At 65.1% G+C, this 15,943-nt stretch carries 13 protein-coding genes and 2 pseudogenes; 5 read left to right on the forward strand and 10 right to left on the reverse strand.

Annotated elements, in window-relative coordinates; all coding sequences use genetic code 11:
* Nucleotides 1-16: 16 nt before the first annotated feature.
* A pseudogene (locus MVA47_RS20645) lies at nucleotides 17-1,536 on the forward strand (1,4-alpha-glucan branching protein domain-containing protein).
* Nucleotides 1,533-2,804, forward strand: a complete 1,272-nt coding sequence (locus tag MVA47_RS20650) for a glycosyltransferase family 4 protein (RefSeq protein ID WP_247209684.1) — start codon at nucleotides 1,533-1,535, stop codon at nucleotides 2,802-2,804. Before MVA47_RS20645 ends, MVA47_RS20650 begins: the two are co-directional and overlap by 4 nt.
* A gap of 77 nt (nucleotides 2,805-2,881) precedes the next feature.
* Here the strand turns inward: MVA47_RS20650 and MVA47_RS20655 are convergent, their stop codons facing one another.
* Nucleotides 2,882-3,628 carry an acyltransferase gene (locus MVA47_RS20655; RefSeq protein ID WP_023963874.1) on the reverse strand — a complete coding sequence of 249 codons (747 nt, stop codon included), beginning with the start codon at nucleotides 3,626-3,628 and terminating at the stop codon, nucleotides 2,882-2,884.
* 93 nt (nucleotides 3,629-3,721) lie between these two features.
* On the opposite strand from MVA47_RS20655, the gene MVA47_RS20660 reads away from it, so the two are divergent.
* Nucleotides 3,722-5,023 carry a PQQ-binding-like beta-propeller repeat protein gene (locus MVA47_RS20660; RefSeq protein ID WP_247209686.1) on the forward strand — a complete coding sequence of 434 codons (1,302 nt, stop codon included), beginning with the start codon at nucleotides 3,722-3,724 and terminating at the stop codon, nucleotides 5,021-5,023.
* A gap of 22 nt (nucleotides 5,024-5,045) precedes the next feature.
* On the opposite strand, the gene MVA47_RS20665 is transcribed toward MVA47_RS20660, so the two are convergent.
* Complete coding sequence (locus MVA47_RS20665) at nucleotides 5,046-6,236, reverse strand: class I SAM-dependent methyltransferase (protein ID WP_247209687.1); 1,191 nt, start codon at nucleotides 6,234-6,236, stop codon at nucleotides 5,046-5,048.
* Nucleotides 6,237-6,299: 63 nt separating this feature from the next.
* On the opposite strand from MVA47_RS20665, the pseudogene MVA47_RS20670 reads away from it, so the two are divergent.
* Nucleotides 6,300-6,983 (forward strand): annotated as a pseudogene (locus MVA47_RS20670) (HNH endonuclease family protein); the annotation flags it as partial.
* 70 nt (nucleotides 6,984-7,053) lie between these two features.
* Here MVA47_RS20670 and MVA47_RS20675 read toward each other — a convergent pair.
* Nucleotides 7,054-8,019, reverse strand: coding sequence for a class I SAM-dependent methyltransferase (locus MVA47_RS20675; RefSeq protein ID WP_247209689.1), 966 nt, complete (start codon nucleotides 8,017-8,019; stop codon nucleotides 7,054-7,056).
* A 29-nt stretch (nucleotides 8,020-8,048) separates the two neighbouring features.
* Nucleotides 8,049-8,837 carry an enoyl-CoA hydratase/isomerase family protein gene (locus tag MVA47_RS20680; RefSeq protein WP_247209691.1) on the reverse strand — a complete coding sequence of 263 codons (789 nt, stop codon included), beginning with the start codon at nucleotides 8,835-8,837 and terminating at the stop codon, nucleotides 8,049-8,051.
* A gap of 46 nt (nucleotides 8,838-8,883) precedes the next feature.
* On the opposite strand from MVA47_RS20680, the gene ligD reads away from it, so the two are divergent.
* Nucleotides 8,884-9,849, forward strand: coding sequence for a non-homologous end-joining DNA ligase (gene ligD, locus MVA47_RS20685; RefSeq protein ID WP_247209693.1), 966 nt, complete (start codon nucleotides 8,884-8,886; stop codon nucleotides 9,847-9,849).
* A 4-nt stretch (nucleotides 9,850-9,853) separates the two neighbouring features.
* Here the strand turns inward: ligD and MVA47_RS20690 are convergent, their stop codons facing one another.
* The 6 genes from MVA47_RS20690 to ctaD form a co-directional block, all read right to left on the reverse strand.
* Nucleotides 9,854-10,663 carry an NUDIX domain-containing protein gene (locus MVA47_RS20690; RefSeq protein WP_247209695.1) on the reverse strand — a complete coding sequence of 270 codons (810 nt, stop codon included), beginning with the start codon at nucleotides 10,661-10,663 and terminating at the stop codon, nucleotides 9,854-9,856.
* Nucleotides 10,660-11,490, reverse strand: a complete 831-nt coding sequence (locus MVA47_RS20695) for an ABC transporter ATP-binding protein (RefSeq protein WP_247209697.1) — start codon at nucleotides 11,488-11,490, stop codon at nucleotides 10,660-10,662. Before MVA47_RS20695 ends, MVA47_RS20690 begins: the two co-directional genes overlap by 4 nt.
* 90 nt (nucleotides 11,491-11,580) lie before the next feature.
* Entirely contained in the window at nucleotides 11,581-12,024 is a 444-nt protein-coding gene (locus MVA47_RS20700) for a cupin domain-containing protein (RefSeq protein ID WP_247209699.1), read from the reverse strand.
* A gap of 9 nt (nucleotides 12,025-12,033) precedes the next feature.
* A complete protein-coding gene (locus MVA47_RS20705) occupies nucleotides 12,034-12,792 on the reverse strand; it encodes an aminoacyl-tRNA hydrolase (RefSeq protein WP_247209701.1) in 759 nt (252 codons plus the stop codon).
* On the reverse strand, nucleotides 12,792-14,048 hold the full coding sequence (serB, locus tag MVA47_RS20710; RefSeq protein WP_247209702.1) for a phosphoserine phosphatase SerB: 1,257 nt from the start codon (nucleotides 14,046-14,048) through the stop codon (nucleotides 12,792-12,794). The genes MVA47_RS20705 and serB overlap by 1 nt, the downstream gene beginning before the upstream one ends.
* 2 nt (nucleotides 14,049-14,050) lie before the next feature.
* Nucleotides 14,051-15,820: a cytochrome c oxidase subunit I gene (gene ctaD, locus MVA47_RS20715; protein ID WP_247209704.1), complete on the reverse strand. Its 1,770-nt coding sequence runs from the start codon at nucleotides 15,818-15,820 to the stop codon at nucleotides 14,051-14,053.
* Nucleotides 15,821-15,943 lie beyond the last annotated feature (123 nt).

Consider the following 15,943-nt stretch of genomic DNA (forward strand, 5'->3'; position numbering starts at 1 on the left):
GGATGCCGTCCCCGGTATGTTCGCCCTGGTCCTGCACTCGCATCTCCCGTGGCTCGCCAATCACGGCCGATGGCCCGTCGGCGAGGAGTGGCTGTACCAATCGTGGGCGGCTCCTATCAACGCGTGTTCGCAGTCCTGCGAGGACTCGCAGCAGATGGATACACAGACCAACTGAGTCTCGGGATGACGCCGGTGCTGGCGGCGCAGCTCGATGATCCGCACTGCCTGGATTCGATGTATCAATGGCTCGCGGATTGGCAGCTGCGGGCGGGTGAGGCCGCAGTCGCCGACAGCCCCGACGGCCGGTCCTCCGACATCAACAACCTCGGCGCGCGCGAATACCGCAGTGCGGCAGAAGCTCTCGACGACTTCGAAAGCCATTGGCGCCACGGCGGTTCCCCGCTCATCCGGTCGTTGGTGGACGCGGGAACCGTCGAGTTGCTCGGCGGCCCGCTGGCACATCACTTCGGCCCCCTGCTCGATCCGCGCCTCCGGGCGTTCTCCCTCCGGGAGGGACTGGCAGATGCGGGCCAACGCTTCGGCGTACGTCCGCGTGGGATCTGGGCACCTGAGTGCGCTTACGCACCCGGCATGGAAGAGGATTACGACGAAGCCGGCGTCGAGCACTTCATGGTCGACGGCCCTGCGCTGCACGGGGATACGGCACTCGGACGCCCGGTCAGCGGGAGCGATGTGATCGCGTTCGGCCGGGATCTGCCGGTGTCGTACCGGGTGTGGTCACCGCGATCGGGATATCCCGGGCACAGCGCCTACCGCGACTTCCACAGTTACGACCACCGATTCGGGCTGAAGGCCTCGCGGGTGACCGGCCGCTCCGTCGCCGCCGGCGACAAGAAGCCGTACGAACCGGAGCGCACCCACGCAGTTGTGCAGCGTCACGTCGACGACTTCGTCACCAACGTCCGAGCCCGGTTGATCGCCGAGACCGATCGGATCGGAAGGCCGGCACTGGTTGTCGCCGCCTTCGACACCGAGCTGTTCGGCCACTGGTGGCATGAAGGCCCCCAGTGGCTCGATGCAGTGTTGCGTGCACTCCCTCGCGCCGGCGTCCGTGTGGGCAGCCTGCAGAGCGCCAAAGTCGGGGGCTTCGTCGGCGATCCGGTCGACCTTCCCGAGACCTCTTGGGGCTCAGGCAAAGACTGGCGGGTGTGGAACGGGCCGCAGGTCGACGATCTGGTCCGGATCAACGCCGAGGTCGTCACCGCAGCCCTGGCCACCGTCGACAAACGCCTGGACGATCAAGGCCCCGGACGTGACCGGGTCAATGATCAGATCCTGCGCGAGACGCTGATGATGCTGTCGTCCGACTGGCCCTTCATGGTGTCGAAGAACACCGCAGCCGACTATGCGCGCCGGCGCCTGTACACCCACGCGCACGCTGCCAGGGAGATCTGCGACGCCGCCGACCGGGGTCGCGAGCAGTGGGCCGAAACCCTCTCGGCGCGTTGGAATCTCGCCGACAACGTATTCCCCGGACTCGACTCCCGCCGATTGCCGTCCGACGCGATCACATGAGGATCCTGGTCGTCTCCTGGGAGTATCCCCCGGTGGTGGTCGGCGGCCTCGGCAGGCACGTCCACCACCTGGCAACCGAGCTCGCCCGAGCGGGACACGACGTGGTGGTGTTGTCGAGACAACCCACGGGCAGCGACGGACTCACACACCCGGGTACCGACACGGTGTGCGACGGGGTTCGCTTGATCGCTGCGGCCGAAGATCCCCCGCATTTTGTGTTCGGTGAGGACATGATGGCGTGGGTCCTGGCGCTCGGCCACACGCTCATCCGCGCCGGTCTCGGGCTCGGGCATCCGAAAGGCGTTGACGGCGAGGGCACGTGGGTACCCGACGTCGTGCACGCCCACGACTGGCTCGTCGCTCATCCGGCAATAGCTCTGGCCGAACACTTCGACGTGCCGTTGGTGAGTACCTTCCACGCCACCGAGGCGGGCCGGCACAGCGGATGGGTCAGCGGACGGGTGAACAAGCAGGTCCACTCGGTGGAGTGGTGGCTGGCAGCCGAGTCCGACGCCGTGATCACATGTTCGGCGTCGATGCGGGACGAGGTGCATCGGTTGTTCGGCCCCGAACTGGCCGAGATCCACACCATCCACAACGGCATCGACATCGATGCGTGGCCATTCGCGCGCCGCGTCGCGCACGACGGCCCCCCGCGCCTGTTGTTCGCGGGGCGACTGGAATACGAGAAAGGTGTCCAGGACGCCATCGCGGCCCTCGCACGCATTCGGCGCACCCACCGGGGAGCGGTGCTGACGGTCGCCGGTGACGGCACGCAGTTGTCGTGGCTGCGGGAGGTCGCCCGCGACCACAAGGTGTCGCGGGCGGTCCGTTTCGTCGGTGCCGTCGACAAGGCGGGACTGGCCGAACTGATGAAGGACTGCGACGTGATGGTGCTTCCCAGCAGATACGAACCGTTCGGGATCGTCGCCCTGGAGGCGGCAGCCACCGGCGCCCCGCTGGTCACTTCGACCGCCGGCGGTCTCGGCGAGGCCGTCACCGACCGGGTCACCGGGCTCAGTTTCGCCCCGGCCGACGTCGGTGGCCTCACGGCTGCGATCCGCGCCGCTCTCGCCGACCCCTTGGCCGCTCAACAGCGCGCCATCGCCGCGCGCGTCCGGGTGTCACAGGGATTCGCCTGGGACCAGGTGGCGGCGCGCACGGCGGCTGTCTACGAGAAGGCCACACGGCGCCCACGGCGCCCACTGGGGCGGCCGACCATCGTCGACAGGCCATTGCCGGAGCGGGACCCGGCTGGGCCGATCTGATCCGTCCAGGTGAGGGCCATCCGGCGGGCCGGTTCGATCCCCCTGGCTTGAAACGCCTGTTCTGAAATCCCCTGGGCTCAATCCCCTTGGGCGGCAGCCTTCTTGCGTTCGATGTCGGCGAGAGCACGCTCCAGTTCGGCTCGCTCGGCAGCATTGCTCGCCCAGTCGTCCATGCGGTTCTTCACCACTCGCGCCGGCGCACCGACCGCGATGGAGTAGTCCGGGATCGTCCCCTTCACCACCGCGTGAGATCCGAGCACACAACCCCTGCCGACCAGGGTGTTGCGGAGCACCGACACCTTGGCGGCGATCCAGGTGTCCGGGCCGATCCGCACGGGCCCCTTGACGATCCCCTGGTCTTTGATGGCAACGGTGATGTCGTCCATCCGGTGGTCGAAGTCGCAGATGTAACACCAGTCCGCCACCAGTGTCGATGCGCCGATCTCGATGTCCAGGTAGGTGTTGACGACGTTGTTCTCACCGAAGACGACCTTGTCGCCGATGCGCAGCGAACCCTCGTGGCACCTGATCGAGTTCCCGTCTCCGATGTGTACCCACCGGCCGATCTCGAGCCGGGAAAGTTCAGGGGTCGCGTGGATCTCCACGTTCTTGCCGAGGAACACCATCCCGCGCAGGATCACGTGTGGGTTGGCGAGTTTGAACCGGAGGAGCCGCACATACCGCACCAGGTACCAGGGTGTGTACGCCCGATGTTCCAGCACCCACCGCAGCGATTCCCGGGTGAGGAAACGGGCCTGCTCCGGTTCCCGCCGCATTCCAGCACGCCACCGGCGATGCAGCGGTGCGTTCCACATGCTCGTCATGGATACGAACACTAATGGACGCCGATACCCGATCCTGCGGGTCACTCGCGATAGGCTCAGGCCCGATCTGCCGAAGCAACGAAGAGGAGCACGATGGGGCGCCGGACCACCGCACGAGCCGCCGCGGCCCTGGTGATGTTGCTGGCCGTTCTGCTCAGTTCGTGCTCTGACGGTGTCGACGACGTGCGTTCGGTGGCCAGCGCAGGCTGGTCCAGCTATGGGGGTAACGCCCACAACTCGAACTTCGCGTACCCCAAGACCGGCGAACTGGAACTCTCGTGGTCGCGGCCGGTCGGTGGGCCCATCTCCTCGCCCCTGACGATCTCCGGCCGATCCAACGTAGGCGTCACGGCCGCCACCCCCGGGGGCTGCAACACATTCCTCTTCGATCAGCGAGCCGGACGGAAGAACTTCTGCAAGTACTACGGACCGGGCATCGAACTCAATTCGATGCTCTTCGATCAGTACGAGAACATCTACATCGGTGACGCCGGCATGTTCTACGGGCTCAACGGAGCAGGTGATTTCCGGTGGCGTTTCGGCGTCGTCGGCGTGCCGCTCTCGGCAAAGTTCGCGGCGCCGGGGCTGGTGCTGATGGTGAGCCATCTCGGCCAGATCCTGCTGTTCGACTCGCAGACCGGCAAACTTGCCGCGCCGGGTATTGCGTTGCGTCCTGATGCCGATCCGGCACAGCCGCTCTACGGCCTCGGCGACTGCGTCTCGGGTGGTCCCCGGTGCCCCGTCCAAGCGCCTCCCGCAGTCGATTCCGATCGCGAGCGCTTCTATCTGAACTACTGGCCCGAAGGTGTCATCGCATCCGGGGTCCGCGGCTACGACTACTCCGAGGAGAACGGCACCCGCTCGATTCGCGAATCGTGGAAAGCGGAGATCCCCGGCGGCGTCATCGGAACGCCCACCTTGTCGGCCGACGGTCGCACGCTGTACGTGTTCAACCGCCTCGGCAGCATCTACGCTCTCGACGCCCTCACCGGCACGCCCAAATGGGACTACTTCGTGGACAACTACGGTTTCGGGACGATGACCGTCTCACCCGACGGCCTGATCATCCCGACCGGACTGCTCAACGCACCGGTGCGCGCCTACCGAGATCTGGGCGACAAGGCCGAACGAGTGTGGCAACGCACCGATGTGCAATCGGTGGGGCTGTCGGCACTCACCACCTCCGGGACCGCATGGACGGTCGTGCGCGAGAACAACGCGGACGAACTGACATTGATGGAGGTCGATTCCGCCGACGGTGCCACGGTGCGGAAGTTTGTGATCCCCGGGTCGGTCGGTTTCACCACGGGTGTGGCCGTGTCCAACACCGGCCAGGTCGCGACTGCGACCAACCTCGGTGAGGTCTACTTCTACGACGCACCGAAGGACAAATAGACCGCACACATCGCGGTGGTCATCAGCGTTGCCGCACCCCCTCTTCGCAGATGAACATCACCCCGCGCCGCCCGATCCTGGTGATCACCACAGCGTGGGCCGCAGAACCCTTGAGCTTCAGTCTCTTACGCAGCCTGTCGGGATCGATGTCGACACCGCGGACCAGGATTTCGAGGGTGCCACAACCCAACTCGCCCAGGCGTCGCTTGAGGTGTTTCTCCGAGAAGTTGAACTGTTCCATGACCCGCCATCCGCGTTCACCCGTCGGCAGGTGATCGCCGCTGAGATAGGCGATCTGGGGGTCGAGTTGCCACAGCCGGTGGGCTTTTGCGAAGTGGCGGACCAGACCGGCCCGGACGACGGCGCCGTCCGGATCCAAGATCCACTCCCCTGCGTCATCGACGCCTGCATCGTCGTCGGCAGCGTCGGTGATCTCGAAACCTGAGCCGTCGGTGCGGATCACGGTTGCCCGGCGCTTGACGCCAGGGCGAGGGTCGTTCCACAGGCACGCTTCGCGCACCGCGCCGTTCAGCGAGATGATCTGCACTTCGCCTGCGAATCCGTAACGATCGCGCAAGAGTCGGTAGTCGAGCCCGGGGGCGCACTTGACCACCAGTGAACGGCCTGCGTAGACGGTCAGCAGTTCCAGGAGCGGCGGCGCGGTGTCCTCGATCCGGAAGCTCCGGCGGCCCCCACTGCGGCGTGCGGGGTCGGCGACATAGACGTCGGCAGCACTCGTCGGCGTGAGTGCATCGGCGCGGGCCAGCGCAGCCTGGGGCACGTTGTGCGCCGCCATCGCCAACCTGATCTGGTCGATGTCGCTGCCGATCACGCCGCCCAACCCGTCGGCGTGCGTCAGCGACGCGAGATCGGCACCTACCGAACAGGTGACGTCGTGGACGGTGGCACCGGGATATCGGGCGGCGAGTTCAGCTGCCCGGTGATCGGCGACGGGGTAGGCGGTGGCCTGTTGCAGGGCGTCGGAGGTCAGCAGCCAGCGATGCGGGTCACGCAGTTTCCCGGCTGCCCGACGGCGGCAGGAGACCGTCTCCACCAGCGCCGCCTGCCGCCCGGGATAGGCAGCGGTCAGGCGCCCGATGTCGGTCATCAATGAATCCGGCTGCAGAGCAAGCGAATCGGCCAACCGCAGTGCCTCGCGTCCGGTTTCGGAACGGAGGAACGCCACATCGTCGGTCGAGAAGTCGTAGCCCACGGGTATAACAGTATCCGTGCCGAAACCGAGGAGAACGTGAACCGACCCGAACAGGGCCGCCACCTGGCGCTCACCTTGCTGAGTGTGCTGGCAGTCGCCTCCTGCCAGATCGAGGACGCGCCCGTCCCACCCGGGAGTCAGACCGCGGCCCGTCCTGCCCAGCCCGACGCGCCGACGGCCCAGAGCCCCGCGCTTGCTCAGCTCGACTCGCTGACGGTCAAGGGCCGAGCGCCCAATACCGGTTACAGCCGCGAGCAATTCGGGCAGGCCTGGACCGACGACGTGAATGTCGCGCAGGGCCACAACGGATGCGACACCCGCAACGACATCCTGCGTCGCGACCTGACGGTTGTCACGGTGAAGCCCGGTACACGCGAATGTGTCATCCTCACCGGCGTCCTGGACGACCCCTACACCGGCCGTCGCATCGACTTCGTCCGAGGCGAGAAGACCTCTCCCGCAGTACAAATCGACCACGTCGTAGCGTTGTCCGACGCCTGGCAGAAAGGAGCAGCGCAATGGGACCGCGCCAAGCGGACCGACTTCGCGAACGACCCGGCCAATCTGCAGGCCACCGACGGGCCGACCAACCAGAGCAAGGGCGCAGGCGATGCGGCCACCTGGCTTCCACCCAACAAGTCCTACCGTTGCACCTACGTGTCCCGGCAGATGGACGTCAAGGCGCGCTACGACCTGTGGGTCACGGAGGCCGAGAAGGAAGCCATGGCCCAGATCGTGGCCACCTGCTGATCGACGACACGGACCGAGCTGTCGCCGTGAGCGCCTGCATCCTTTGCCGACACAGGCGAGCCCGAAACTACTCCGGCTTGGTGCCTGTGATGATCACGTTGTAGAAGAACTTCGGCGGCACCACTTTTCGCAAGATGTTCTCGTCCACCCAGGTGAGCCGCTTCCAGCCGCCGAACGCGAACCGCGCCCAGCCCCAGCCGAGCTTCTCCGGCGGAACGGCGGCCTCGAAGGTCCGAACCGGCCAGCCCAGCATGGCGGCGGCAAACTCTTCGGTTGCGGTCTTCACGTTCACAGCTCCGGCAGATGTGGACATCCGCTCCAGGTCGCTGGGATCAAAGGTGTGGATGTCGACGACCGCCTCGAGCGCCGCAGCGCGCGACGACTCGTCGAGTTCGGCCTGCGGTCGGCGCCAGCCTTGCAGCGGCCCCAGTTTGGTGACCTTCGTCGTCGCTGCCCACGTGGCACGCGAGAGCCACCGTGCGTAGAAGTCACCGATGGTCGACGGTTCGCCGGCGAAGATGAACCGCCCCCCGGGTTTGAGTACTCGCAGCACCTCGCGCAGCGACTTCTCGACGTCGGGGATGTGATGGAGCACCGCATGACCCACCACGAGGTCGAAGGTGTTGTCGTCGTAGGGAATCGTTTCCGCGTCGGCCACCCGGCCATCGACGTCGAGGCCCAGGTTCGCCGCGTTGCGCAACGCCACCTTCACCATGCCCGGCGACAGATCGGTGACCGAACCTTTGGTCGCGATCCCACCCTGCATGAGATTGAGCAGGAAAAATCCCGTACCACAACCCAATTCGAGCGCGTGCCCATACGGCAACGGTTCGTCGGCCGCAACGGCGTCGAAGCGACCCCTGGCGTAGTCGATGCAGCGCTCGTCGTAGCTGATCGACCACTTGTCGTCGTAGGTCTCGGCTTCCCAGTCGTGGTAGAGAACCTGCGCGAGCTTGGTGTCTGCGAGTGCGGCCTGGACCTCGTCCGCGGTGGCATGCGGGTTGGGAGCGGGATCACTGGTAGGCGAAGTCATTGGTTCCACAACTGCTTTCGGATCGATACTCATTTGCCCGTGAACTCTGCTTTGCCCGGGCCGTTCTCGACAAACGACGCCATGCCGATCGCTCGGTCGTCGGTGGAGAACAACGCAGCGAAGAGATGCTCCTCGATCTTGAGGCCGGTGCGCAGGTCGACGTCGAGACCCTGGTCGATGGCCGCCTTGGCTGCGGCAAGCGCCACGCTGGCCGCGCCCGAAAACTTCGACGCCCACCGAAGCGCCGCGTTGTAGACCTCGTCCGGAGCGACGACCTCGTCGACGAGCCCGATCTGCAGGGCCTCGGCGGCGCCGACGAATCGGCCCGTGAACACCATGTCCTTGGCCTTGGCCGGCCCGATCAGCCGTGCCAAGCGCTGCGTGCCCCCACCACCCGGGATGACGCCCAGAAGGATCTCGGGAACGCCGAGCTTCGCATTGTCGCCGGCGATCCGGCGATCGGCACCGAGCGCAACTTCCAGCCCGCCTCCGAGGGCGTACCCCGTGATGGCCGCAACGGTGGGCTTGGGGATGGCGGCGATGGAACTCAGACCGTCCTGCAACTGGCCGGCAACCTTACGCATCTCGGCGTAGGTCATGTCGTTCATCTCTTTGATGTCGGCCCCTGCGGCAAGCACTTTCGGTCCGCCATAGACAACAACCGATTTGATGTCGTCACGGCGGGTGGCGTCGCGGGCGGCGTCGGCCAATTCACTCTGCACCTGCCGGCTCAGAGCATTCATCGGAGGGCGGTTGAGAAGAATCGTGCCGACCCCGGGGAACTCGTCGGACGTCTGCAATGTGACGAACTCAGGCATGTATCGGAGGCTACCGGGTGTCCGGTCCATCCCCTACTGTCGGGGGATGGCAGCTAGCTCGCACGGCGAGCCGATCGAGATCTCCGTGGGCGACCGCGTCGTGCGCGTATCGAGTCCTGAACGGGTGTACTTCCCTGCCCGGGGCGAAACCAAGCTGGATCTGGTCAACTACTACCTCGCCGTCGGTGACGGAATCGTCCGCGCCCTGCTCGACAGGCCATGCATGTTGCACCGGTATCCCAAGGGCGTTGCCGGACAGAAGGTGCATCAGAAGCGCATCCCGTCCGGAGCACCTCCCTGGCTCGAGACGGTGAACATTTACTTCCCCCGATTCGGCCGGACGGCCGACGAGGTCTGCGTCACCGAATTGGGCAGTGTCATCTGGGCGGTCCAGATGTCGACCGTCGAGTTCCACCCGTGGAACTCGCGTCGTTACGACACCGAGAAGCCTGACGAATGGCGCATCGACCTCGACCCGATGCCCGACTGCCCGTTCGACCGGGTGCGCCGCAGTGCACACGTCGCCCATGAGGTACTCGATGAGTTGGGCATAACCGGCTATCCGAAGACATCCGGCGGCTCGGGCCTACACATCTACGTTCGGATCGAGCCCGAGTGGGGTTTCGCCGACGTCCGCCGCGCGGCTCATGCCTTTGCCCGGGAGGTGGAACGCCGCGCCCCTGACGACGTGACCACCACCTGGTGGCGCAAGGACCGCGACCCCGCCGCCGTGTTCGTCGACTACAACCAGAACACCCGCGACCACACGATCGCGAGCGCCTACTCGGTTCGGGGCAACCCGGAGGGAACGGTGTCCACCCCGATCCGCTGGGACGAGATCGACGATGTGGAACCGAAGGAGTTCACGATCGCGACGGTTCCGGCCCGGTTCGCCGAACTCGGTGACCTGCATTCGGCGATCGACGACCACGCCTACCGGCTGGACACACTCCTCGAATGGGCCGACCGCGACGAGCGTGAGGGTGCCACACCGCCGCCTGAGCCCGAGTGACCCCTCAGGCCAGGTCCGTCCGATAGCGGCGGTAGTCGGATTCCCCGTCGAACCGGACACGCATCCGCTCGCCGGTCGACACGACCTCGGGGAGGATCGTCTCGATCTCGCGTTCGGCCGCGAGCAGGTCGGCAAGACTGCCGTAGGAGCTGATCTCCTTGAGTTGAGTCCAGGTGGGCGGCAACAGGAAGTGTTTCCCGTCGTCCCAGGCCTCGAGCGCCGCACGTGGCGTCGCCCACGCTGTCTCCGCGGCCTCGGTGGTCTCGCCGTCTGCCTGTTGGCCTTTGGGCAGAGCAGCGAGGAAGAACCTGGTGTCGTAGCGACGGATCTCCCCGATCGGCGTGATCCAGTGCGCGAGCGGACGCAACAGGTCCGCGCGCAACGACAGGTCGTGCTCACGGAGGAACTGGGCGAACGACAACGATTTGTCGACGAGAGCTGCCCTCTCGGCGGTGAGGGCAGAGGTGTCGGGGAACGTGCCATCCGGGCGTGCGGCAAGCAGCACACCGCATTCCTCGAACAGCTCACGAACGGCCGCGCACACCAGGGCCTGTGCTGTCGCGGCATCGGTGTTGAAGCGCTCCGCCCACCAGTGCTCGTCGGGCCCGATCCATGCGAGATCAGCCTCGGCGTCGCGGCGGTCGACGCCGCCACCCGGGAACACGGTCATCCCCCCGGCAAACGCCATCTGCTTGACCCGCCGCATCAGGAAGACCTCGATGGGCCGCCCATCCGCTCCGCCGCGGACGAGAACCACCGTTGCCGCATCGCGCAGAGGGACGGACTCGGGATCGGAGACCTGCCCGAACGTCATTCGGCACGCCGCCGATGCCCGCCCGCGCGACGTGCCCGCCGAGCGAAGAAACGACCGCCGGTGTTGGTCAGCACGATCGACTGGCTGAAGGCGCTCGACAGGTTCTCCGACGTGACCACATCCTCGATCAGGCCTTGGGCGACCACCGCACCCTCCTTCAGGAGCATCGCGTGTGTGAACCCGTTCGGGATCTCTTCCACATGATGTGTCACCAGAACGATCGCCGGGGCGTCGGGGTCGGAGGCGAGGACCTCGAGTCTCGCGACCAGTTCTTCGCGCCCGCCCAGGTCGAGCCCTGCGGCCGGTTCATCGAGAAGGAGCAGCTCGGGATTGATCATCAGGGCACGCGCGACCAGAACCCGTTTGCGCTCGCCCTCGGACAACGTGCCGAAGGTGCGGTCGGCGAGGTGTTCGGCACCCATCGATTCGAGGGTTTCCAGGGCCTGTTCGCGGTCGACCTGGTCGTACTCCTCTTTCCATCGGCCGAGCACCGAGTAGCCGGCGGAGATGACGAGGTCACTCACCTTTTCGTCATCGGGGATGCGTTCGCCGAGCAACGCTGACGTGACGCCGATACGAGTGGTGAGCTCTCTCATCTCGGTACGACCGACCTGCTCACCCAGCAAGAAAGCGCTTCCACTGCTCGGATGGGTCTGCGCGGCGGCCATGCGCATCAGCGAGGTCTTCCCGGCCCCGTTGGGACCGAGGATCACCCACCGTTCGTCCAGTTCCACCTTCCAGGTGATCGGCCCCACCAAGGTGTTGCCGGAGCGTCGCAGGGCGACATCCTCGAAGTCGATCAGCAGGTCCGGATCCGTTTCACGCACCCCCCTATCGTGCCGCACCGGGACACGAAGACGACGCAGGCGGGCCGAATACGTCCGGTACATTGCCGACCGGGTTTGTGGTCCCCGAGGTCAGTGCATGGTGAAGTCGGCAAAGTCGAAGCCGGGCACGACAATACAACTGACCAGCGACGGTTCGTCTCCCTGCGGCTGCGCGCGCTGCCATTCGCCAGGCGCGACGATGTACTGCGGGCGATGACCGGCGGTGATGTCGGCGCCGACCAGCACGGTTCGTTCACCGGCAGGCTCAGGTCCGTCACCACCGAGACCGAGGGCCACCGGAGCCCCGCGGTGATACAGCCAGATCTCAGCGCTGCGCACGGTATGCCACGCGGATTGTTGTCCCGGCAACAGCAGGAACAAGATTGCCGTCCCGGCCGCTCGCTCAGCCGGATACCCCTGCGGCAGAGCATCTTTCGGGATAGTCAGGTCGCTCACCCAGGTCTGCCGGTAGAACCCGCCTTCAGGATGCGGTTCCAGTTGCAGTTGGGCGGCCCAGTCGGGGAGCTCGGTCATGGCGCCAGACTAATCGGCAGAGCCCAGGCCGTCCTGCCCTATTTCGGCGATCACGGTCACCGAGCCCGGCGCGATCTCGGTGAAGCCGGCATCGCGCACAGCAACCGCATGGCCGGTGAGGTCGGCGTCGATCAACCTGGTCCAGTCGGTCGGCGACGCGGTGCGTACCCGTACTGGACATCCATCGGACCACCATCGCTCGGCGTCCTCCGAGGACATCAACCGGACGACCAGCATCGCAGCGTGCCCGACCTGCGCGGCCAGCTTCCCGACCGTCATCTCGAGAGTCGGATTGACCCACAACACCGGCCCGGTGCCCACGTCGGCATCGTCGCCGGGCACGTCGGTGCCCCCGATCTGGAGGCGTCCGATCCGCCGATCGATGTCGCCGACCGGTCCGGGGACGATGGCCCGGGCCTCGGCCGAACCGCATCGTGCGGTGACCCCCGGGACTTCTTGTGCCGCACTCCAATGCGATCCACGTGCGCGGCGCGCGATCTTACGGATCCGCGCGTCGCACCACGCGTCCATCGGTTCCGACCACGGGCCGTCGCCGCCCGAGCGCGGATCGAGGCACAATGCCGCGACCGCTGAAGCCGCAGCGTTGAGCAGCTCGGTCCTGGGCGGAGGATCGGTCTTGGGGATGTGCAGCACCATCGGCATCGCCAGCACCTGGCCCGGATCCACCGGATCCGAACCGCCACCGACGTACTCGGTCAGGCGCCGGTACCGCTGCACAAAAGTGTTGTCGGCGTCGGGCGCGACCATCAGTTCAGCGGCACCCGGCGCAACACACCGTCGACGGCGTCCGCGGCCTCGATCTCGTCGCGTGTGACACCGAGGATGAAGAGGACGGCGTCCAGGAACGGGTGCGACAGCGCGGCGTCGGCGACTTCCTGCAACGCCGGTTTGGCGTTGAAGGCGATTCCGAGGCCGGCGACTGTCAGCATGTCGATGTCGTTGGCCCCGTCACCGACCGCGATGGTCTGCTCCATCGGCACACCGACGCTGTCGGCAAACGCACGCAAGGCCTTCGCCTTCCCGGCCCGGTCGACGATTTCGCCTTTCACCCGGCCGGTGAGCTTGCCCTCGGAGATCTCCAGCGTGTTCGCCTTCACGAAGTCGAGCTCGAGTTCATGCGCCAGCGGTTCGATGACCTGCCGGAAGCCACCCGACACCACGCCGCAGTGGTAACCCATGCGGTGGAGGGTGCGGATGGTCGTCCGGGCACCGGGCGTGAGCTGCAGTTCCATAGCCACTTCGTCGAGCACCGATACGTCGAGGCCGGCAAGTGCGGCCACACGCTGGTGGAGAGACTCCGCGAAGTCGAGTTCGCCTCGCATGGCAGCCTCTGTGACTGCGGCGACCTCTTGTTCGCGGCCTGCCCGGGCCGCGAGCATTTCGATGACCTCGCCCTGGATCAGGGTGGAGTCGACGTCGAACACGATGAGGCGCTTGGCCCGCCGGGCCAGACCGCCGCGCTCGACGGCCACATCGATGCCGTACTTGCTGGCCACGGCGGCAAGTCCCTGACGCAGTGCGGCATCGGCGGCGACGCTGTCCTTGTCGACGCTGATGAGTAGTTCGAGTCCGGTGACCGGATAGTCCGCGATTCCACGAATGGAGTCGATGTTGCCACCCTGGCGGGCGAGTTCACCCGCCAGTGCGCTGAACCCCTTGGCGCTGACCGGGCTGCCGAGGATCACCACAGCGTGGGTGGACAGCCTGCGGTCGCCGTTGACTGCTCCCACCTCGACCGTGACATCGATTCCGAGGGAATCCATGGCCTGCTCGATGACCTCTTGCAACTCTTCGCTGTCGCCGATGCAGCTCACCAGCACACCGAGGGTGAGGCGACCGCGGATGACCACCTGCTCCACGTCCAGCACGCTGACGTTGCGGGTGGACAGGGCTCCGAACAGTACCGACGTGACGCCTGGCTTGTCGTGACCGGTGACCGTGATCAGCACCGAGGTGCCGAGAGGTCCTGCTTCTTCCGAGCTTTGGCTGATGTTGTATCCCACCGTCAGAACGAGTTGGGTTCGGTGGATGACTCGGTGCCACCGACCGTCAAAGGATCACGCTTGGCCTGTTCCGCTTTTTCGCTGGCATGGCCGACGTGTGCTTCTTCGCGCATCCGGTCGACCATGTGCGGGTAATGCAACTCGAACGCCGGACGCTCCGAACGGATCCGGGGCAGCTCGGTGAAGTTGTGCCGCGGCGGCGGGCAACTGGTCGCCCACTCCAACGAGTTACCAAAGCCCCACGGATCATCCACCGTCACCACCTCGCCATACCGGTAGCTACGGAACACATTCCACAAGAACGGCAACGTCGAAGCACCCAGAATGAACGCACCCACCGTCGACACAATGTTCAACGACGTGAACCCATCCGTGGACAGGTAATCGGCATACCGACGCGGCATACCCTCGTTACCCACCCAGTGCTGCACCAAGAACGTCGTGTGGAACCCGATCATCGTCAACCAGAAGTGGATCTTGCCCAAACGCTCATCAAGCATCCGGCCAGTCATCTTCGGGAACCAGAAATAGATACCGGCGTACGTCGCGAACACGATCGTGCCGAACAACACGTAATGGAAGTGCGCCACCACGAAGTAACTGTCAGACAGGTGGAAATCCAACGGCGGGCTCGCCAGCAACACACCGGTCAGACCACCGAACAAGAACGTCACCAAAAAGCCCACCGAAAACAGCATCGGCGTCTCGAACGTGATGTGACCCTTCCACATCGTCCCGATCCAGTTGAAGAACTTCACACCCGTCGGCACCGCGATGATGAACGTCATGAACGAGAAGAACGGCAACAGCACAGCCCCGGTGGCATACATGTGATGGGCCCACACCGCCACCGACAAAGCCGCAATCGCCAAGGTCGCATAGACGAGTGTGGAGTAGCCGAAGATGGGCTTGCGCGAGAAGACCGGGAAGATCTCCGACACGATCCCGAAGAACGGCAACGCAATGATGTACACCTCGGGATGACCGAAGAACCAGAACAAGTGCTGCCACAAAATCGCACCACCATTGGACGGGTCATACAGATGCGCCCCGAACTGCCGATCAACCTCCAACCCCATCAACGCCGCCGTCAACAACGGGAACGCCAGCAAGATCAGCACACTCGTCACCAAAATGTTCCAAGTGAAAATCGGCATCCGGAACATCGTCATACCCGGCGCACGCAAACACACCACCGTCGTGATCATGTTCACCGCACCCAAAATCGTGCCCAGACCCGACACACCCAGACCCAAAATCCACATATCCGCACCCGGACCCGGCGAATGCACCGCATCGGTCAACGGCGTATACGCAGTCCAACCGAAGTCAGCCGCACCACCGGGAGTGATGAACCCGGCAATCGCCACCGTCGAACCAAACACGAACAACCAAAAACTGAACGCATTCAACCGCGGGAACGCCACATCCGGCGCACCGATCTGCAACGGCAACACCACGTTGGCAAACCCGATCACAATCGGCGTCGCATACATCAGCAACATCACCGTGCCATGCATGGTGAACAACTGGTTGTACTGCTCAGTCGACAAGAACTGCAGACCAGGCACCGTCAACTCAGAACGCATCAGCAACGCCATCAAGCCACCGATGAGGAAAAACGCAAAACACGCAACCAAATACATGATGCCCAGCATCTTGTGATCGGTCGTCGTCAACATCTTGTAGATGAACGAACCCTTGGCACCCGTGCGCTCGGGATAAGGCCGAACCGGAGCCACCTGAGTGGTGGGCTGGTCTACCGCGGTCACTGATCCTCCTGTGGCCGATCTGCTCATCTGTGTGTTGGGCAGCATGACGTGAAACTCAGCTGATCGTAAACCCTCACACCCTCATGAGCCGAGCCGGTCCTACGAACTGTCGTAGCGCGTCGT

It is taken from the genome of Williamsia sp. DF01-3 (assembly GCF_023051145.1).
Lineage (GTDB): Bacteria > Actinomycetota > Actinomycetes > Mycobacteriales > Mycobacteriaceae > Williamsia.